Raw genomic sequence first — 19,638 nt, 5'->3', positions numbered from 1 at the left:
GTAGTGGGAGCCAAGTAGAACAAGGTAAGAAACTGGCGCTTTCTGTCGTATTTTTAAAAACAATGAAGTAATAAATTAGGGTGGAACCGCGTTTCAGACGCCCCTAGTCGCAAGGCTTGGGTGTTGAAATTCGGTTCTTTTTGAATTTCGTCTAATGCCTAAGTATAGAAAGGAGCATAATGCTTAAAGGATCTTGTTTATGCAAAGCAGTGACCTACACTTTAGATGAGGAATTGTCGGAATTAGTTTTTTGCCACTGCTCATTCTGTCGGAAAGCAACTGCGTCTGCCTATACAGTGAATGCCAAAGTTAGCAGTAAAAACCTAGTATTGCATGGAAAAGAACAGTTGGTTACCTATAGTTCATCTCCAGGAAAACAACGCTATTACTGTCAGAACTGTCATAGTCAAATTTTCACTGCTCAAGAAAATATACCAGAATTCTGTGCTTTAAAATTAGGTACAATAGACGAATGCGATCAGAATTTACAAACGGTTCCCAAACGTCATATTTTTCAGGACCCAGCTTTTTCTTGGTTGCTTGATGAATAAAGCTAAAAAGATAATATAAATTAAAGGAGTATTCAATGTCTAAGAAATTAACATTTCAAGAAATTATTTTGACTTTGCAACAATTTTGGAATGACCAAGGTTGTATGCTCATGCAGGCTTATGATAATGAAAAAGGTGCGGGGACAATGAGTCCTTACACTTTCCTTCGTGCTATTGGTCCTGAGCCATGGAATGCGGCTTATGTGGAGCCATCACGCCGTCCTGCTGACGGTCGTTATGGAGAAAATCCTAACCGTCTTTACCAACACCACCAATTCCAAGTGGTTATGAAGCCTTCTCCATCAAATATTCAAGAACTGTACCTTGAGTCTTTGGAAAAATTGGGCATCAATCCATTGGAACACGATATTCGCTTCGTTGAAGATAACTGGGAAAATCCATCGACTGGTTCAGCTGGTCTCGGTTGGGAAGTTTGGCTTGATGGGATGGAAATCACTCAGTTCACTTACTTCCAACAAGTCGGTGGATTGGCAACGGGCCCTGTGACTGCGGAAGTTACCTATGGTTTGGAACGTTTGGCTTCTTACATTCAAGAAGTCGACTCTGTCTATGATATCGAGTGGGCTGATGGTGTAAAATACGGAGAAATCTTCATCCAGCCTGAGTACGAGCACTCAAAATATTCATTTGAAATTTCAGACCAAGAAATGTTGTTGGAAAACTTTGATAAGTTTGAAAAAGAAGCTGGTCGTGCATTAGAAGAAGGATTGGTTCACCCTGCCTATGACTATGTTCTCAAATGTTCACACACCTTTAACCTGCTTGACGCGCGTGGTGCCGTATCCGTAACGGAGCGTGCAGGTTATATCGCTCGTATTCGTAACTTGGCCCGTGTCGTAGCCAAAACCTTTGTCGCAGAACGAAAACGCCTAGGCTACCCACTTTTAGATGAAGCAACACGAGCTAAACTCTTAGCAGAAGACGCAGAATAGTAAGTAATACTGTGCTCTAAAATCGTTAAAGGCAAGTCGAAGACTTGCTAGAGGGATATGCACCGCCGTACTGTTATGTGGGGATTTTTGAAACCTTGGGTTCAAAAATCAGTCAGCTAAATCCACTTTGATGAGACTGTTGGAAATCTTAGTTTATTTGGTAGAAGATTTCCTTACAGACTCACAAAAGTTAGTTAGCGACGTCCCCAGTACCTAAGGTGCATATCAAAAAAGATTGAAGAAAATGTAAAGGAAAAAACATGACAAAAAACTTATTAGTAGAACTCGGTCTTGAAGAGTTACCAGCCTATGTGGTAACTCCAAGCGAAAAACAACTAGGTGAAAAAATGGTAGCCTTCCTCAAAGAAAATCGTCTTTCCTTTGAAGCCATTCAAACTTTCTCAACACCACGTCGTTTGGCTGTTCGTGTGACTGGACTTGCGGACAAACAGTCTGATTTGACAGAAGATTTCAAGGGGCCGGCAAAGAAAATTGCCTTGGATAGTGATGGAAACTTCACCAAAGCGGCTCAAGGATTTGTCCGTGGAAAAGGATTGACAGTTGAAGATATTGAATTCCGTGAAATCAAGGGTGAAGAATATGTCTATGTTACCAAGGAAGAAGTGGGGCAACCAGTTGAAGCCATTGTTCCAGGTGTTGTAGACGTCTTGAAGTCACTGACTTTCCCTGTCAGCATGCACTGGGCTAACAACACCTTTGAATACATCCGCCCTGTTCACACTTTAACTGTTCTTTTAGATGAAGAAGAGTTTGATTTGGATTTCCTTGATATCAAGGGCGGTCGTGTGAGCCGTGGCCATCGTTTCTTGGGACAAGAAACTAAGATTCAGTCAGCATTAAGCTATGAAGAAGACCTTCGTGAACAGTTTGTAATCGCAGATCCACGTGAACGTGAGCAAATGATTGTTGACCAAATAAAAGCAATTGAAGCTGAGCATGGTGTACGCATCGAGATTGATGCTGACTTGCTGAACGAAGTCTTGAACTTGGTTGAATACCCAACTGCCTTTATGGGAAGTTTTGATGCTAAATACCTTGACGTTCCAGAAGAAGTTTTGGTGACTTCGATGAAGGAACACCAACGCTACTTCGTTGTTCGTGATCAAGATGGTAAACTCTTGCCAAACTTCATTTCAGTCCGTAACGGAAACGCAGAGCATTTGGAAAATGTTATCAAAGGAAATGAAAAAGTCTTGGTAGCCCGCTTGGAGGACGGAGAATTCTTCTGGCGTGAAGACCAAAAATTGGTTATTTCTGACCTTGTTGAAAAATTGAACTATGTGACCTTCCATGAAAAGATTGGTTCCCTTCGTGAACACATGATTCGTACGGGGCAGATTGCCATTCTCTTGGCAGAAAAAGCTGGTTTGTCAGTGGATGAAACGGTTGACCTAGCGCGTGCAGCAGCCATTTACAAGTTTGACTTGTTGACGGGTATGGTTGGTGAGTTTGATGAGCTCCAAGGTATTATGGGTGAAAAATATGCCCTTCTTGCTGGTGAAACTCCAGCAGTTGCAGCTGCTATTCGTGAACACTACATGCCGACAGCTGCTGAAGGCGAACTTCCAGAGAGCAAGGTTGGAGCCATTCTAGCCATTGCAGACAAATTGGATACGATTTTGAGTTTCTTCTCAGTAGGCTTGATTCCTTCAGGTTCTAATGACCCTTATGCCCTTCGTCGTGCGACACAAGGTGTGGTTCGTATCTTGGATTCCTTTGGTTGGCACATTGCTATGGATGAGCTGATTGATAGCCTTTATACTTTGAAATTTGACAGCTTGACTTATGAAAATAAAGCAGAGGTTATGGACTTCATCAAGGCTCGTGTTGATAAGATGATGGGTTCTACTCCAAAAGATATCAAGGAAGCAGTTCTTGCAAGTTCAAACTTTGTTGTGGCGGATATGCTAGAAGCAGCAAGTGCTCTTGTGGAAGCAAGCAAGAAAGAAGACTTCAAACCATCTGTCGAATCCCTCTCACGTGCTTTCAACTTGGCTGAGAAGGCAGAAGGTTCTGACACGGTCGATCCTGCTCTCTTTGAGAATGAAGAAGAGAAAGCCTTGGCGGAAGCAGTAGAATCACTCGTTTTGTCAGGAACTGCAAGCCAGAAATTAGAACAACTCTTTGCGCTTAGCCCAGTTATTGATGCTTTCTTTGAAAATACCATGGTAATGGCTGAAGATCAGGCTGTCCGACAAAATCGCTTGGCAATCTTGACTCAACTAACCAAGAAAGCAGCTAAACTTGCACGTTTCAACCAAATCAATACCAAATAAAATCTGTTAAACGGATTAAACCTTATCATAAAGGAGAGAAACATGGATCCTAAAAAAATTGATCGTATTAACGAGCTTGCCAAAAAGAAAAAAACAGAAGGTTTAACTTCTGCTGAAAAAGTGGAACAAGCTAAACTTCGTGAGGAGTATATCGAAGGCTATCGTCGTTCTGTTCGCCACCACATCGAGGGAATCAAAATTGTGGACGAGGAAGGAAACGACGTTACACCAGAAAAACTACGCCAAGTACAACGTGAAAAAGGTTTGCACGGCCGTAGTTTAGATGATCCTAACTCATAAAATGAAAGGGGGTTGTAGATGATTTACAAGCCCTTTTTCTGTTGTAATAAAAAAGGAGCCATTTGGCCCCTTTTGGTTTTTTAGTTACTTGCACCAGAAGTAGCGTCTGCGTCACCACCATGGCCTCCAGCATCCCCTGAATCAGAAGCGCCAGAAGTTGCATCGGCGTCTCCATGACCTCCAGCAGCAGGAGCAAATGGTCCGCTACCACCCACCAAACGTTGACCCGTTTCTTTTAGGTACCAGTCAAGCCATGGTTGGAAGTTAAAGACGATTTCATTGATTCCAGCGTAGGATCCATCAGGATAGTACATCGCTTGGTAGTTGTGGGTGTTGATGACACCTGCAGGAGAACCTGGAACGATCGTACGAACGTATTCTTGGTTTCCGTTGCGAAGTGTTCCGATAACCCACTCTACATTCTTCATCCGAGCTGGTGGAAGAGAACCATGAACAGTCGACATACGGCTACCTGATTGAGGCGGTACACGTTTAGCAAACATGGTGTCTGGATCTTGGTGAGCGTTGTTGTAGTAGAGGAATTGGTTGTTGTCGTCAGCGTATGTCAATTCAAATGGCATAGCTTTCAAGAACATATCAATTTGGTTAACTGTAAGGATACCGTGGTCCAATTTGACATAGGTATCACCAGAAACAGCTCCAGTGATTGCTGCAACTTTTTCTACCCATTCTGGATCGTCAGGATCAACTTCTGTAATGGTTGTAGCAATTGGTTTTCCACAATCCAAATCTTCTGGTTCGATTGGTTTTGGTTTTTTCAATTTCGAAACGACTCCTACGTATTTTACAAAGTTATCTAAGCAAGTTTCAAGGAATTTAACAGTTCCTTCGTTGGTGATATTTCCGTCGTTATCAAAAGCTTCCTTAGCTTTACCAAGAAGGAATTCGTTACCTGGAAGCGTGTAGGCATTAACACCTGGGGCATCAAGGATTTTACGAAGGTGAACTTGGGCACGTGATGTTCCTTGGTCATAGTATGATGCTCCCACAATCATGACAGGCTTGTTTTCAAATGGATGAACTTCGTATGAAAGCCATTCAAGTACAGATTTGAGTGAAGCTGAGATAGTGTGGTTGTGCTCAGGAGTTGCGATAATGACACCATCAGCACGTGTAATTTTGTTATACAAGAAACGCAATTGGAAGCTTTCGTCCCATTTTTCGTCTTGGTTAAACATTGGAACTTCGTCAATTTCAAGAACTTCTAATTCAAATTTGAATTTGAAATTACGACGGATAAATTCCAAGAGTTTGCGGTTATATGATTGATCGTAGTTTGATCCAACAAGTCCAACAAATTTCATTCTTTCGGTCTCCTATCTTACAAATTTTCCCAGTCAAATTCTTCAGCGTCTTTGCGAAGCAATTCTTGTGCATTGCGCAATTTTTCAGTAATTTTCACAAAGATACGGAAGTCATCAAAGATGGCATCCAATTTCTTGATGACGTCAAGGTCAACCAAGTCACCACTTGGGTTAAATGCTTGAAGAGAGTGTGAGAGCAAGAATTCATCTGGTAGAACATTTGCCTTGATTTCAGGAGCGTTCAAGATTTGACGAAGCTGCAATTGGGCACGAGAGGAACCAAGTGTACCATAGGAAGCACCAGTGATCATGATTGGTTTGTTCAAAAGTGGGTAGATACCGTAAGATAGCCAAGCAAGAGCGCTCATCAAAACCGCAGGGATAGAGTGGTCGTACTCAGGAGTACCGATGATGACACCATCAGAGGCTTCAATTTTAGCTGCAATCTCAAGAATTTCAGCTGGAAGTTGCTTATCTGCTGGTTTGTTGAAAACAGGGATATCCTTGATTTCAACGAGTTCAATTTCAGCTTTATCCGCAAAGTGTTTTTGCATGTATTGGAGCAATTGGCGGTTTGTAGAACGTTTAGAGTTCGTTCCAACAATGGCAATAAGTTTTAGCATGAGATTTCCTTTCTCTTTTTACATAATACAATTTTGAAGGCCTGAAGAACATGCAAGGCGTCCCTCTTTGTCGATGAGGATGGCTTCAATCCCATCTATACTTTCGACTTGCCAGAGGATAGAAGCGCTTCGTTCTCCGAAAAGGCGTGTTGTCCATATCTCACCATCAACGGATTTATCAGAGATAATCGTCAGGCTAGCAAGATCGGTTTCGACAGGAAATCCTGTCTCACTATCAAAGATATGGTGATAGTCTTTTCCATCTACTGTCAGGTGGCGTTCATAGATACCTGAAGTGACAACGGATTTGTTAGAAGCAGGAATGGTTAGGAGATGATTGCCACGAGGATTTCTCGGATCTTGAATCCCAATCTGCCAGGCTTTCCCTTCTTTGGCTTGATTGTTTCCGATGGTGAGGATATTTCCTCCGAGATTGATCAGGGCAGAGGTGACACCGTGTGCTTTTAAATACTGGGCAACCTTATCTGCACTATAGCCCTTGGCTAAGCAACCTAAATCAAGCTTCATTCCTTTCTTCTCTAAATAGACAGTAGAGCTAGTCGGATCTAACTTGATAAAATGCGGGTCAACTAGTGGCAAGACAGCTTCGATTTCGTCTAACTCTGGAAGCCGTGCATCTGCAAATCCGATTCGCCAGGTTTGAATCAAGGGGCCAATGCTGATATTGAGATGGCTAGATGGAGCTAGGCTATGCTCTAACCCAAGAGCAATCAGTTCAAATAAGTCAGGATGAACCTTAACAGGTGCGATTCCAGCCTGGTAGTTGATTTCCATCAGTTCGGATTCTTGACTATTGGCGTTGAAGCGGTATTCGAGCTCCTTGAGCAAGTCAAAGGCTCCTTGAAGTAGGCAATCAGCCTGTTCATCTACTAATGAAATCGTGATAGTTGTTCCCATTAGCCGTTCAGAACGTGAATGAAGAGGCAAGCTACCAGCTCCTTTCTTTTTATAGGAAATCATTCAATATAAGTTGGTTAAAGAAAAATTAAACCCCTTACATTTTCTTTCCATCTAACTAGCATACCATAAAGTCAGCGTTTTCACAAATGGATTTTGATAAAAAGTCAAGAAATATGCTCAAAAAATATAAAAAAAGATAGAAACTCAAAAAAATAATATAATAAAACTTAAAATTGCTTAAAATAAGAGAATTCTAAGCAAATACCTTGTAAACGCTAACAGTAAATGTTATACTAGAAAGGTAAATTTTAAATTAAAGGTAGGAAATTTTCTATGAGTAAAATCGTTGTAGTTGGTGCTAACCACGCTGGTACAGCTTGTATTAATACGATGTTGGACAACTTCGGACATGAGAACGAAATCGTAGTATTTGACCAAAACTCAAACATTTCATTCCTTGGATGTGGAATGGCTCTTTGGATTGGTGAGCAAATCGACGGTCCTGAAGGATTGTTCTACTCTGATAAAGAAAAATTGGAAGCAAAAGGTGCTAAAGTTTACATGAACTCACCAGTTCTTTCAATTGACTATGACAATAAAGTTGTGACTGCTGAAGTTGATGGTAAAGAACACAAAGAGTCTTATGATAAATTGATCTTTGCAACTGGTTCAACTCCAATCTTGCCTCCAATCGAAGGTGTTGAAATCGTTAAGGGCAACCGCGAATTCAAAGCGACTCTTGAAAATGTACAATTTGTTAAATTGTACCAGAACGCTGAAGAAGTTATTGAAAAACTTGAAGATAAGAGCAAGCACCTTGAGCGCATTGCCGTTGTTGGTGGTGGTTACATCGGTGTAGAACTTGCTGAAGCTTTCGAGCGTCTTGGAAAAGAAGTAGTGCTTGTAGATATTGTAGACACTGTCTTGAACGGCTACTATGACAAAGACTTTACTCAAATGATGGCGAAGAACTTGGAAGACCACAACATCCGCTTGGCTCTTGGTCAAACAGTTAAAGCCATCCAAGGTGATGGAAAAGTTGAACGCTTGGTAACAGACAAAGAAACATTTGATGTAGATATGGTAGTTCTTGCTGTTGGTTTCCGTCCAAACACAGCTCTTGCTGACGGAAAGATTGAACTCTTCCGTAACGGTGCCTTCCTTGTAGATAAGAAACAAGAAACATCTATCCCAGGTGTATACGCTGTTGGTGACTGTGCAACTGTTTATGACAATGCTCGTAAAGATACAAGCTACATTGCTCTTGCATCTAATGCTGTTCGTACTGGTATCGTTGGTGCTTATAACGCTTGTGGTCATGAATTGGAAGGAATCGGAGTTCAAGGATCAAACGGTATCTCTATCTACGGTCTTCACATGGTTTCGACTGGTTTGACTCTTGAAAAAGCCAAAGCTGCAGGTTACAATGCAACTGAAACTGGCTTCAATGATCTTCAAAAACCAGAATTTATCAAACATGACAATCACGAAGTTGCCATCAAGATTGTCTTTGACAAAGACAGCCGTGAAATCCTTGGTGCACAAATGGTTTCACATGATATTTCAATCAGTATGGGAATCCACATGTTCTCACTTGCTATCCAAGAGCATGTGACAATCGATAAATTGGCCTTGACAGACCTATTCTTCTTGCCACACTTCAACAAACCATACAACTATATCACAATGGCTGCACTTACAGCTGAAAAATAGAAATGAATGAACTATCTGGCCTTAAGTTAAGGTCAGATAGTTTTTTTCAATTCATTTGTACCCATACAATTATTGATTTTCTATCTTGTACTTCATTCTAATCTGGCTTAAAATGAAATGGTAGCTACCAATACAAATGATGAGGATTAAGAAATGACTGAAAATCGTTATGAACTAAATAAAAACTTGGCACAGATGCTCAAAGGTGGGGTTATCATGGACGTTCAAAACCCTGAACAGGCTCGTATCGCAGAGGCTGCTGGTGCGGCAGCTGTTATGGCCTTGGAACGGATTCCAGCTGATATTCGTGCAGCTGGTGGGGTTTCCCGTATGAGCGATCCAAAGATGATTAAGGAAATCCAAGAAGCGGTCAGCATTCCAGTGATGGCCAAGGTCAGAATTGGGCATTTTGTTGAAGCTCAGATTTTAGAGGCTATTGAGATTGACTATATCGATGAGAGTGAAGTGCTGTCTCCAGCTGACGACCGTTTCCATGTGGACAAGAAAGAATTCCAAGTTCCTTTTGTCTGTGGGGCTAAGGACTTGGGTGAAGCCTTGCGTCGTATCGCTGAGGGTGCTTCCATGATTCGGACAAAAGGAGAACCGGGTACAGGAGATATTGTCCAAGCCGTTCGTCATATGCGCATGATGAATCAAGAAATTCGCCGTATTCAAAACCTACGTGAGGATGAGCTCTATGTGGCTGCTAAGGACTTGCAAGTCCCTATTGAATTGGTTCAGTATGTCCATGAACATGGAAAATTGCCAGTTGTTAACTTTGCAGCTGGAGGTGTTGCAACGCCAGCAGATGCGGCATTGATGATGCAACTGGGGGCAGAAGGTGTTTTTGTTGGATCAGGTATTTTCAAGTCAGGAGATCCTGTTAAACGAGCAAGTGCCATTGTCAAAGCCGTAACCAACTACCAAAATCCTCAAATTTTGGCTCAAATCTCTGAAGACCTAGGGGAAGCCATGGTTGGTATCAATGAGAATGAAATTCAAATTCTCATGGCAGAGCGAGGAAAATAGATGAAAATCGGAATATTAGCCTTGCAGGGAGCCTTTGAAGAGCATGCAAAAGTGCTAGATAAACTAGGAGTCTCTAGTGTCCAAATCAGAAATTTAGATGATTTTCAACAACATCAGAGTGATTTGTCGGGTTTGATATTACCTGGCGGTGAGTCTACAACCATGGGCAAGCTTTTGCGCGACCAACAGATGCTGCTTCCCATCCGAGAAGCTATTCTCAATGGCTTACCAGTCTTTGGAACCTGTGCGGGCTTAATCTTGCTAGCTAAGGAAATCACTTCTCAGGAAGAAAGTCATCTTGGAACCATGGATATAGTGGTTGAGCGCAATGCCTATGGGCGCCAACTAGGAAGCTTCTATACAGAAGCAGAATGTAAGGGAGTTGGTCAGATTCCTATGACCTTTATCCGTGGACCGATTATCAGTAGTGTTGGAGAGAGTGTAGAAATTCTAGCAACAGTAGACGATCAAATCGTTGCAGCCAAAGAAAAAAATATGCTGGTAACTTCTTTTCATCCAGAATTGACAGATGATGCTGGCTTGCACCAGTACTTTATCAATATGTGTAAAGAAAAAAGTTGAGAAAAGATTCTCAACTTTTTTACATGAAATAAACAATCGCGATATATTGGAGTGCAGATGCTGCTAGGATAAAGAGATGCCAAATCATGTGGAAATAAGGTTTTTTCTTAGCGTAAAAACCAGCTCCAACTGTATAACAGAGTCCACCAGTTACCATGAGACTCCAGAAAATTGGCGTTGTTTGACTGATAATGGCAGGAATGATAGCTAGAACCAACCAGCCCATAATCAGGTAAAGGGCAAGGCTGAATTTCTCATTGACCTTTTTAGCAAAAATTTTATAGAGGATGCCAAAGATGGTCGTTCCCCACTGAATGGCAATGATCAGATAGCCAAACCAGTTATTCATCAAAGTCAATACGACCGGCGTATAAGAGCCTGCGATAGCCACGTAAATCATAGAATGGTCGATGATTCGCAAGACGTATTTGTGGGTCGAACCATAGGCCATAGAGTGGTAAATGGTTGACGAGAGGAACATGAGAAAGAGACTGATAACAAAGATTGAAACACCAAAAGATGATAAAAATCCGTGTGCTTCATAACTATAGGTGGATGAAATAGGGAGCAAGATGAGCATGATAACGGCACCCACAGCATGGGTCACGCTATTAGCAATTTCCTCTCCAAAACTGAGCTTTTTACTGAGTTTTAGACTGGTATTCATTGGATTTCCTCCTCTTCTTTGACAAGGATTAAGTCTAGAGTTTGATGATAGAGTTTAACCGTTTGACAGCTGGTTTGGATAATAGGATTATCTGGATCAATCCCATGGTTCATGTAGTCCACAAAAGTATCGTAGAGCTGGTCTGAACTGGCTTGACTTTGTAGAGTATTCAGTGTCTGAGCGATTTCTTGGATCGAAAAGACAGACTTGAGAGTAGTGATAGCAATTAAACGGGCAATTTGTTTGCGTTGGTATTTTTTCTTGTCTGGCTTTGTCAGGTAACCATGTTTGACATAGTTATTGACCATGGATGCTGTTAGCCCCTTGTCCTTATCTGGAGAGATAGGGGCACAGACTTGATTGACATAAAGCAAAACCTGATCCAGATAGAGGTCAATGTTTGGAATGTCTTCCCATTTTGGGTAGGAAAAGTTAGAATTCATTTCCAACTCCTTTTTATCTAGTTTTGATAACTAGATTATAAAATAATAAAAAACAAAAGTCAAGTTTCAACTGCTTGTAGAAAGCTTTAAATTATGCTATGATGAGAGAAAATAGTTAGAAATGAGGGGAAAAGATGGAGATTCGTTTAGCTTTTCCAAACGAAGTAGATGCGATTATGCAGGTGATGGAGGATGCCAAAAAGTGCTTAGCCAAGTCTGGTAGCGACCAGTGGCAAAATGGCTATCCAAATGCCGACATCATTATTGATGATATCATCTCTGGTCAAGCTTATGTGGCCTTGAAAGAGGGAGAACTGCTAGCCTATGCTGCTGTGACCAAGAGCCCAGAGGAAACCTATGAAGCCATTTATGAAGGGAGTTGGCAGGGGGTAGAATCAGAATATCTGGTCTTTCACCGTATCGCTGTGTCAGCAGATGTCCAAGGACAAGGTGTTGCTCAGACTTTCCTAGAAGGCTTGATTGAAGGTTTTGATTATCTAGATTTTCGTTCAGATACGCATGCACAAAACAAGGCTATGCAGCATATCTTTGAAAAGCTAGGCTTCCAACAGGTTGGTAAGGTTCCAGTTGATGGGGAACGTTTGGCCTATCAGAAATTAAAAAAATGAAGCAGAATAAGTACGCAAAAATGCTCTACCCGTCGCCAATTGGAACCTTATCCTTAGTTGCTGACAAGCAATATCTATATGGAATTTGGGTACAGGACCAAACTCATTTTGAGAAGGGATTAGGAGACGAAACGATAGAAGAAGTTACTAGCCATCCTGTATTAGAGCAAGTTATTTCCTATTTAGATACCTATTTCGAAGGCAGTGTTCAGGATCTATCTGACTTACCTTTGGCTCCTATTGGAACAGATTTTGAAAAGCGGGTCTGGGCTTATTTACAGACCATTCCTTATGGACAAACAGTAACTTACGGACAAATAGCGAAAGACTTGCAAGTAGCTTCTGCCCAAGCTATCGGCAGAGCAGTGGGGCGTAATCCTTGGTCCATCCTCGTACCCTGTCATCGTGTGCTGGGGTCAGGCAATCGTCTGACAGGCTATGCTTCAGGAGTCGAAAAGAAAGCCTGGCTCTTGCAACATGAAGGTGTAGCATTTCAAGAAAATAAAAAGAAAGAAAAGAAGATGTTAGAATTTATCGAATACCCAAAATGTTCAACTTGTAAGAAAGCAAAAAATGAATTGGATAAACTTGGACTGGAATACCAAGATGTCCACATCGTAGAAGAAACACCAAGTGAAGACGTGATTTTGAAGTGGTTGGAAACTTCCGGTTTTGAAGTGAAACAATTTTTCAATACCAGCGGGATTAAATACCGTGAACTGGGCCTAAGAGATAAGGTGGGAAGTTTGTCAAAACAAGAAGCAGCCAAGCTTCTAGCGAGTGATGGTATGTTATTGAAACGTCCAATTTTGGTGGAGAATGGTGCTGTTAAACAAATCGGCTATAGAAAACCCTATGAGAACTTAGGTTTGAGATAGTTTTTATTTATCTCCTTGATAGGTAAAATATATAGCCTCCCTGTTTTAAAGTGTGATAAACTAGAAGATAGACAAAGTCTGAGCAGCCCGTAGCAAATAATTTGCTTGCGCGCAGAAGTATGATAGAATGAATCATTATCAGGAGAGGATGTTTTTATGACTGTTACAACATTTTTAGCATCAGATTGGTACCAAAGTTTGATACAACTCATTCCGGATGGTAAGCTCTTTAGTTTGCGTTCGGTCTTTGATGGAATTCCAAGGATTGTCCAACAACTGCCTACAACCTTGATGTTGACGCTTGGAGGTGCACTCTTTGGTTTGCTACTTGCCCTGATTTTTGCCATTGTTAAGATCAATCGTGTTAGGATTTTATATCCCTTGCAGGCCTTTTTTGTCAGCTTCTTAAAAGGTACCCCAATCCTAGTTCAACTTATGTTGACCTACTACGGAATTCCTTTGGCACTGAAAGCTATCAACCAACAATGGGGAACTGGTCTCAATATCAATGCGATTCCAGCGGCACTTTTTGCGATTGTGGCCTTTGCTTTTAATGAGGCGGCTTATGCAAGTGAAACGATTCGTGCAGCCATCCTTTCTGTTAATCCAGGTGAAATTGAGGCGGCGCGCAGTTTGGGTATGACGCGAGCACAAGTTTATCGTCGCGTGATTATTCCAAATGCAGCGGTGGTAGCGACACCGACCTTGATCAACTCCCTTATCGGTTTGACCAAGGGAACTTCTCTAGCCTTTAGCGCAGGTGTTGTGGAGGTCTTTGCCCAAGCTCAGATTTTAGGTGGAGCTGATTATCGCTATTTTGAACGTTTCATCTCCGTAGCCCTTGTTTATTGGGTCGTCAATATCGGAATTGAAAGCCTCGGCCGTTTCATCGAGAGAAAAATGGCTATTTCAGCGCCGGATACAGTACAAACAGATGTGAAAGGAGACCTTCGTTAATGATTAAGATTTCGAATTTAAGCAAATCCTTTTCAGGACAGACAGTCTTGAATCATCTGAACTTGGATATCCAAAAAGGTGAGGTAGTGGCTTTGATTGGTTCATCTGGAGCTGGGAAATCAACCTTTCTTCGTAGTTTGAATTACCTTGAAACTCCAGATAGTGGAACGATTCAGATTGACAATTTTAAAGTTGATTTTTCTCAGATTAGCCAAGAAGAGATCCTAACCCTTCGTCGCAAGTTATCTATGGTTTTCCAACAGTTTAATTTGTTTGAACGCCGAACAGCTCTTGACAATGTCAAGGAAGGTTTGGTTGTCGTTAAAAAATTATCGGACGAGGAAGCAACAAAAATCGCCAAGGAAGAGTTGGCTAAGGTTGGACTTTCTGACCGTGAAAACCATTACCCTCGCCACTTATCAGGTGGACAGAAGCAACGGGTTGCCCTTGCGCGTGCGCTTGCTATGAAACCAGATGTCTTGCTCTTGGACGAACCCACTTCAGCCCTCGACCCAGAATTGGTCGGTGAGGTAGAAAAGTCTATTGCAGATGCTGCCAAGTCAGGTCAGACCATGATTTTGGTCAGTCACGATATGTCTTTTGTAGCCCAAGTGGCAGACAAGGTTTTATTCCTAGATAAAGGGAAAATCATCGAGTCCGGCACCCCTGATGAAATCATCAATCATCCGAAAGAAGAACGGACAAAAGAATTCTTCGCTAGTTACAAACGGACTTATATTTGATATAATAGAAAAAGGAAAACTCAGTTAGTTGGACTAGCTGAGTTTACTCTTTAAAAAAGATAGAAACGAGAGAGATCATGCTACTGCATTTATTTTCTTTATATTTCGAGAGTTTGATCTTAACGACCATCCTTGTCGTGATTTTTCTGGGGATTTGGATTGGATTGAGAGCCATGTCTGGTGTGGACAAGACAGCCAAAGCTCGCCAAGCTCATCTCTATGATATGATTATGATTGGAGTTTTGGTCGTTCCGGTGTTATCCTTTGCCGTCATGAGTTTGCTCTTGGTTTTCAAGGCATAATCCTTGCGTGACTAGCAAGAATGAGTTAGAATAAAGATAGTTACAACAAGAAAGAAGGAATCGAAATGTACGATACGATTATTATCGGTGCTGGACCTGCGGGAATGACCGCTGCCTTATATGCTGCTCGCAGCAATCTGAAAGTGGCTTTGATTGAAGGTGGTCTGCCAGGAGGGCAAATGAATAACACATCTGACATTGAAAACTATCCAGGTTATGCCAACATCAGTGGACCTGAATTGGCTGAAAAGATGTTTGAACCACTTGAAAACCTTGGAGTGGAGCATCTTTATGGCTATGTTGAAAATATTGAAGATCAGGGTGACTTTAAGAAGGTAATCACTGATGATCAAGTTTACGAAACACGTACTGTCATCGTGGCAACTGGGTCAAAACACCGTCTCTTAGGAGTTACCGGAGAAGAAGAACTGAACAGTCGCGGTGTTTCTTATTGTGCAGTCTGTGATGGAGCTTTCTTCCGTGACCAAGACTTGCTCGTAGTCGGTGGTGGAGATTCAGCGGTAGAAGAAGCCCTCTTCTTGACACGCTTTGCCAAGACTGTCACTATTGTTCACCGTCGCGATGAACTTCGTGCCCAAAAGGTTTTGCAAGACCGTGCCTTTGCAAATGAAAAAGTCAACTTTATCTGGGACTCTGTAGTTAAGGAAATTAAAGGTGAAAATCGAGTAGAATCTGTCGTATTTGAAAATGTGAAAACAGGTCAAGTAACAGAGCAAGCCTTCGGAGGTGTCTTTATTTATGTCGGTTTGGACCCTGTTAGTGATTTTGCTAAAGATTTGAATATTCAAGATCAGGCAGGCTGGATTGTGACAGATAATCACATGAAGACGGCTGTTGACGGTATCTTTGCGGTTGGGGATGTTCGCCATAAAGACCTTCGCCAAGTGACAACAGCAGTTGGAGATGGAGCCATCGCTGGTCAAGAAGCCTATAAATTTATCACAGAACATAGTTAAGCAAAAAAGTTTCCTATCACTTGATTGGAAACTTTTTATTATAGTCGATTTCGGAAAACTTCGTACATGAGAATGGCTGCAGCGACACTGGCATTGAGGCTTTGAACATGTCCATTCATTGGAATGGTAATCATCTCATCGACCTGTTTTTTGATGTTGCTGGAGATGCCTTTTCCTTCATTTCCGATGATGAGGGCAATTTTCCCTTTTGTATTCCACTTGTGGCAAGGAGTACCGTTCATATCCGTTCCAAAGGTCCAGAATCCCTCATCCTTGAGTTTGTCTAGGGTTTGACTGAGATTGGTCACTCGCGCAATCGGTACGTGTTCAATAGCACCTGTGGCTGTTTTGGCAACGACAGGAGTTACACCGACAGCACGGTGCTTGGGAATGATGACGCCTGAAACATTGGTCGCATCAGCAGTCCTTAAGATAGAACCTAGATTATGGGGGTCAGTTAGACCATCCAGAATCAACAGAAGTGGATTTTCCTCTTGACGTGTTTTTGCAAGGATGTGTTCCAACTCGCTATAGGCAAATTCGGACACTCGTAGAACAAAACCTTGGTGAACAGCGCCTTCGGTCATTTCATAGAGGGATTTTTTTGAAGTCCAAGAAATGGAGACCTTCTTTTCTGTAGCCAGTTCCTTGACTTTCTCAACATTCTTACCTCGAAGATCTTCTTGGAGGTAGAGTTTGTTTCCAGTATTTGCCAGGAGGGCTTCGGTAACGGCGTGGACGCCATAGACAATATCATTTGTTTTCATGCCTCTATTATAACACAAAACCCCGTCTTGCAACGGGATTTTCTTTATTCGAGGATGAGGAGACCATCTTTGACAGCAAATGGGTCTTTTTCATTGATACGATCGTAAAACATGATTCCGTTTAGATGATCAATTTCGTGTTGGACAACGATAGAGTTGTAGCCTTTGAGCTTGATACGGTGTTTTTCGCCGTCCTTGTCAAAATAATCAACAGTGACACGAGCATGACGAACAACATAGCCTGGCACGTTACGGTCAACAGATAGGCAACCTTCTCCTTCGCCAAGAGCAGCATCTTGAACAGAGTGAGAGACGATTTTTGGATTGTACATAACAGCTTGCAGGTCGTAGGCTTCCTGTGGAGTTTCACCTTCTTCCACAATATTGGGCACTAAAACAGCAATAACGCGTTTTGAGATATCGAGTTGGGGAGCAGCCAATCCAACTCCACCGCGGAGCCCCATCTTTTCAGCCATAACAGGATCTTGGGAATGTTTGAGGAATTGCATCATCTTTTCACCAAGGATGATTTCCTGGTCAGACAGTGGAAAAGTAACCTCCTCAGCAACTGCGCGTAGAGTTGGATTCCCCTCGCGGATAATATCGTTCATATCAATTAAGTGAGCAGCTTTTGTAATACGTTCTATAGCAGACATTTTCTCTCCTTTCATTACCTCTACATGATAACACAAAATAGGCGAGAAAGAAAGTCGCAGAAGTTCCTAAAAAATAATATAATAAACGGTATTCCTCTTTTGTCTGTGGTATAATAAAAGAAAAGACTTGCACCAAAAGGCAAGGGGGAATAAAGATGGAAAAGCGACAAGATAGATGGTCTCAGGGAACTCTTTATGGGGTGTGGAGAACTAGTGTGGATTTCTTTCGGAATTATAAATCCTGGACCAATGCCCAGTTTATTATTGTGTTATTGCTTGCAGTTGTCTTATCTATGGGACTAAATTTGCTGGTTCGAGCAGTACAAGGTAGCAAGGGAACGAGTCCTAGTAGCCAAACTCTTGATTCTGCTAGGACATCTGGTCAATCCAAGGAAGATCAGTCTGGTGAAACGACGGCACGTATCATGGCAAATGGTGACCTTCTTTATCATATCCCCATCTACCGAACAGCTCTTAAAGAAGATGGGACCTATGATTTCCATGAAAATTTTGAGTATGTAAAACCCTGGCTCAAACAAGCGGATTTGGTGATTGGTGACTTTGAAGGAACGGTGAACAAGGACCACTACTTGGCAGGTTATCCTCTCTTTAATGCACCAGGGGAAGTCATGGATGCGATCAAGGATGCAGGCTACCAAGTTCTAGACTTGGCTCATAATCATATTTTGGATTCTCAAATTGAGGGAGTGGTTTCAACGGCTCAAGCTATTGAAAAGGCTGGAATGACACCCATCGGAGTCTACACGCATGAATCCCGAGACCAAGCACCTATAGTCATCAAGGAAGTCAATGGTATCAAGATAGCTCTCCTGGCCTATTCTTACGGTTTTAATGGCATTGAGCAGTATATCTCTCAAGAGGACTATAATCGATATCTTTCTGATTTGAATGAAGATAAGATGAAGGCAGAAATCGAGCGTGCAGAGAAGGAGGCGGATATTACTGTCATCATGCCTCAGATGGGAATTGAGTACCAGCTAGAACCAACGGAAGAACAGAAAACACTGTACCATAAGATGATTGACTGGGGAGCAGATATTATCTTTGGAGGGCATCCTCACGTCGTTGAACCTGCTGAAACAGTTGAAAAAGATGGTGACAAAAAACTGATCATCTACTCCATGGGAAATTTCCTCTCAAATCAACGCATTGAAACCATGCAAGACGAGGAAAATGCCAAGTGGACGGAGCGCGGTGTTCTCATGGATGTGACCATTAAGAAAAAAGATAGCAAGACTAGGATTGAAACGGCCAAAGCGCATCCTACTTGGGTCAATCGAACACCCAAAGGGACTTACTCTCCAGAAGGCTATCCGCTCTTCCTCTATCAGACCTATATCCTAGAGGACTTCATCGAGGGAGGCAGTCACCGTGACAAGTTGGACGAGGCGACCAAGGAACGAATTGACACGGCCTATAAAGAAATGAATGAACATGTAGGGTTGAAGTGGTAGGCACTTGCCCTAAAGGAGATATGATGACGATTAAATTAATTGCAACAGACATGGATGGAACCTTGCTAGACCCGAGAGGGCAGCTAGATCTACCCCGCTTGGAAAAGATTTTAGATCAGCTGGATCAAAGGGATATCCGTTTTGTCATTGCGACGGGGAATGAAGTTCACCGTATGAGGCAATTACTAGAACACTTGGCGAGTAGAGTAGTTCTGGTCGTTGCCAATGGGGCGCGTATTTTTGAAAACAATAAACTGATTCAAGCGCAGACCTGGGATGATGCTATGGTTGACACGGCTTTAGTTCATTTTAAAGGGAGAGAGTGCCGAGATCAGTTTGTCGTAACAGGTATGAAGGGTGGTTTTGTCAAGAAAGGGACTGTTTTTACAGACCTAGAAAAATTTATGACACCAGAGATGATTGAAAAATTTTATCAACGAATGAATTTTGTGGAAGACTTGCAAGCTGACCTCTTCGGTGGAGTGTTAAAGATGAGTAGGTTGTTGGTGAAGAACGCTCTAGTTCTGTTTTGCAGGAAATCAATGACCTCTTTAATGGTCATATAAGAGCCGTTTCTAGCGGTTATGGGTGTATTGACATCCTCCAAACTGGTATTCACAAGGCATGGGGATTGGAAGAATTACTCAAGCGCTGGAATTTGAAATCGGAACAAATCATGGCCTTTGGTGATAGTGAAAACGATGTCGAAATGTTAGAACTGGCTGGAATTGGCTATGCCATGGAAAATGCAGCTGATGAGGTCAAGGCAGTTGCGACTGCCCTAGCACCAGCTAACAGCCAGGCGGGTGTTTATCAGGTCCTAGAAAATTGGTTAGAGAAAGAGGGATAA

General features: G+C 42.1%; 21 protein-coding genes and 2 pseudogenes. 16 read left to right on the top strand and 7 right to left on the bottom strand.

What is annotated here, in order from left to right:
• Positions 1-179: 179 nt before the first annotated feature.
• The 4 genes from SORDD25_RS04015 (at position 180) to SORDD25_RS04000 (ending at position 4,101) form a co-directional block, all read left to right on the top strand.
• Positions 180-551, top strand: a complete 372-nt coding sequence (locus SORDD25_RS04015) for a GFA family protein (RefSeq protein ID WP_061852715.1) — start codon at positions 180-182, stop codon at positions 549-551.
• A gap of 35 nt (positions 552-586) precedes the next feature.
• Complete coding sequence (gene glyQ / locus SORDD25_RS04010; RefSeq protein WP_000038733.1) at positions 587-1,504, top strand: glycine--tRNA ligase subunit alpha; 918 nt, start codon at positions 587-589, stop codon at positions 1,502-1,504.
• A gap of 260 nt (positions 1,505-1,764) precedes the next feature.
• Positions 1,765-3,801 carry a glycine--tRNA ligase subunit beta gene (gene glyS, locus SORDD25_RS04005; protein ID WP_061852714.1) on the top strand — a complete coding sequence of 679 codons (2,037 nt, stop codon included), beginning with the start codon at positions 1,765-1,767 and terminating at the stop codon, positions 3,799-3,801.
• 42 nt (positions 3,802-3,843) lie between these two features.
• Positions 3,844-4,101 (top strand): DUF896 family protein, encoded by a 258-nt coding sequence (locus SORDD25_RS04000; protein ID WP_000371301.1) that lies wholly within the window; start codon positions 3,844-3,846, stop codon positions 4,099-4,101.
• Between the two features lie 80 nt (positions 4,102-4,181).
• Here SORDD25_RS04000 and SORDD25_RS03995 read toward each other — a convergent pair whose 3' ends face one another.
• From SORDD25_RS03995 to SORDD25_RS03985, 3 genes are read right to left on the bottom strand one after another with little or no spacing between them, the layout of a single operon-like run.
• On the bottom strand, positions 4,182-5,426 hold the full coding sequence (locus SORDD25_RS03995; RefSeq protein ID WP_061852713.1) for an NAD(P)H-dependent oxidoreductase: 1,245 nt from the start codon (positions 5,424-5,426) through the stop codon (positions 4,182-4,184).
• Between the two features lie 17 nt (positions 5,427-5,443).
• Positions 5,444-6,049, bottom strand: coding sequence for an NADPH-dependent FMN reductase (locus SORDD25_RS03990; RefSeq protein ID WP_000915933.1), 606 nt, complete (start codon positions 6,047-6,049; stop codon positions 5,444-5,446).
• Between the two features lie 18 nt (positions 6,050-6,067).
• On the bottom strand, positions 6,068-6,997 hold the full coding sequence (locus SORDD25_RS03985) for an FAD:protein FMN transferase (RefSeq protein WP_061852974.1): 930 nt from the start codon (positions 6,995-6,997) through the stop codon (positions 6,068-6,070).
• Between the two features lie 306 nt (positions 6,998-7,303).
• On the opposite strand from SORDD25_RS03985, the gene nox reads away from it, so the two are divergent.
• From nox to pdxT, 3 genes are all read left to right on the top strand, one after another.
• On the top strand, positions 7,304-8,683 hold the full coding sequence (gene nox / locus SORDD25_RS03980; protein WP_061852712.1) for a H2O-forming NADH oxidase: 1,380 nt from the start codon (positions 7,304-7,306) through the stop codon (positions 8,681-8,683).
• Positions 8,684-8,836: 153 nt separating this feature from the next.
• Positions 8,837-9,712: a pyridoxal 5'-phosphate synthase lyase subunit PdxS gene (gene pdxS / locus SORDD25_RS03975; RefSeq protein ID WP_000138514.1), complete on the top strand. Its 876-nt coding sequence runs from the start codon at positions 8,837-8,839 to the stop codon at positions 9,710-9,712.
• Positions 9,713-10,294 (top strand): pyridoxal 5'-phosphate synthase glutaminase subunit PdxT, encoded by a 582-nt coding sequence (gene pdxT, locus SORDD25_RS03970; protein ID WP_061852711.1) that lies wholly within the window; start codon positions 9,713-9,715, stop codon positions 10,292-10,294. It abuts the gene before it with no gap.
• Between the two features lie 19 nt (positions 10,295-10,313).
• On the opposite strand, the gene trhA is transcribed toward pdxT, so the two are convergent.
• Both trhA and SORDD25_RS03960 read right to left on the bottom strand, forming a co-directional pair.
• Positions 10,314-10,961: a PAQR family membrane homeostasis protein TrhA gene (trhA, locus tag SORDD25_RS03965; protein ID WP_001097971.1), complete on the bottom strand. Its 648-nt coding sequence runs from the start codon at positions 10,959-10,961 to the stop codon at positions 10,314-10,316.
• Positions 10,958-11,404, bottom strand: a complete 447-nt coding sequence (locus SORDD25_RS03960) for a DUF1836 domain-containing protein (protein ID WP_061852710.1) — start codon at positions 11,402-11,404, stop codon at positions 10,958-10,960. The genes trhA and SORDD25_RS03960 overlap by 4 nt, the downstream gene beginning before the upstream one ends.
• Positions 11,405-11,538: 134 nt before the next feature.
• Here SORDD25_RS03960 and SORDD25_RS03955 point away from each other — a divergent pair, with 134 nt between their 5' ends.
• The 7 genes and pseudogenes from SORDD25_RS03955 to trxB all read left to right on the top strand — a co-directional run bounded on the left by SORDD25_RS03955 (position 11,539) and on the right by trxB (position 15,890).
• Positions 11,539-12,033 (top strand): GNAT family N-acetyltransferase, encoded by a 495-nt coding sequence (locus tag SORDD25_RS03955; RefSeq protein ID WP_061852709.1) that lies wholly within the window; start codon positions 11,539-11,541, stop codon positions 12,031-12,033.
• Positions 12,030-12,542 (top strand): annotated as a pseudogene (locus SORDD25_RS03950) (methylated-DNA--[protein]-cysteine S-methyltransferase); the annotation flags it as partial. The gene SORDD25_RS03955 and the pseudogene SORDD25_RS03950, both read left to right, overlap by 4 nt.
• A gap of 12 nt (positions 12,543-12,554) precedes the next feature.
• A complete protein-coding gene (locus tag SORDD25_RS03945) occupies positions 12,555-12,911 on the top strand; it encodes an arsenate reductase family protein (protein WP_061852973.1) in 357 nt (118 codons plus the stop codon).
• Positions 12,912-13,067: 156 nt separating this feature from the next.
• Entirely contained in the window at positions 13,068-13,868 is an 801-nt protein-coding gene (locus SORDD25_RS03940; RefSeq protein ID WP_061852708.1) for an amino acid ABC transporter permease, read from the top strand.
• On the top strand, positions 13,868-14,611 hold the full coding sequence (locus SORDD25_RS03935) for an amino acid ABC transporter ATP-binding protein (RefSeq protein ID WP_000590997.1): 744 nt from the start codon (positions 13,868-13,870) through the stop codon (positions 14,609-14,611). The genes SORDD25_RS03940 and SORDD25_RS03935 overlap by 1 nt, the downstream gene beginning before the upstream one ends.
• Before the next feature lie 77 nt (positions 14,612-14,688).
• Positions 14,689-14,913 carry a DUF4059 family protein gene (locus SORDD25_RS03930; RefSeq protein ID WP_000924294.1) on the top strand — a complete coding sequence of 75 codons (225 nt, stop codon included), beginning with the start codon at positions 14,689-14,691 and terminating at the stop codon, positions 14,911-14,913.
• Positions 14,914-14,978: 65 nt separating this feature from the next.
• Positions 14,979-15,890, top strand: coding sequence for a thioredoxin-disulfide reductase (gene trxB / locus SORDD25_RS03925; protein ID WP_061852707.1), 912 nt, complete (start codon positions 14,979-14,981; stop codon positions 15,888-15,890).
• Between the two features lie 38 nt (positions 15,891-15,928).
• On the opposite strand, the gene rlmB is transcribed toward trxB, so the two are convergent.
• Complete coding sequence (gene rlmB / locus SORDD25_RS03920) at positions 15,929-16,657, bottom strand: 23S rRNA (guanosine(2251)-2'-O)-methyltransferase RlmB (protein ID WP_061852706.1); 729 nt, start codon at positions 16,655-16,657, stop codon at positions 15,929-15,931.
• 44 nt (positions 16,658-16,701) lie between these two features.
• Positions 16,702-17,313 carry a peptide deformylase gene (gene def / locus SORDD25_RS03915; protein WP_001272960.1) on the bottom strand — a complete coding sequence of 204 codons (612 nt, stop codon included), beginning with the start codon at positions 17,311-17,313 and terminating at the stop codon, positions 16,702-16,704.
• 155 nt (positions 17,314-17,468) lie between these two features.
• On the opposite strand from def, the gene SORDD25_RS09080 reads away from it, so the two are divergent.
• On the top strand, positions 17,469-18,788 hold the full coding sequence (locus SORDD25_RS09080; protein WP_081103645.1) for a CapA family protein: 1,320 nt from the start codon (positions 17,469-17,471) through the stop codon (positions 18,786-18,788).
• 23 nt (positions 18,789-18,811) lie between these two features.
• Positions 18,812-19,638: pseudogene (locus tag SORDD25_RS03900) on the top strand (HAD family hydrolase).

The organism is Streptococcus oralis, from assembly GCF_001579525.1.
GTDB lineage: Bacteria > Bacillota > Bacilli > Lactobacillales > Streptococcaceae > Streptococcus > Streptococcus oralis_M.
The sequence above is the reverse complement of the archived record's forward strand: the minus strand, read 5'-3'. Positions and strand labels throughout refer to the sequence as shown.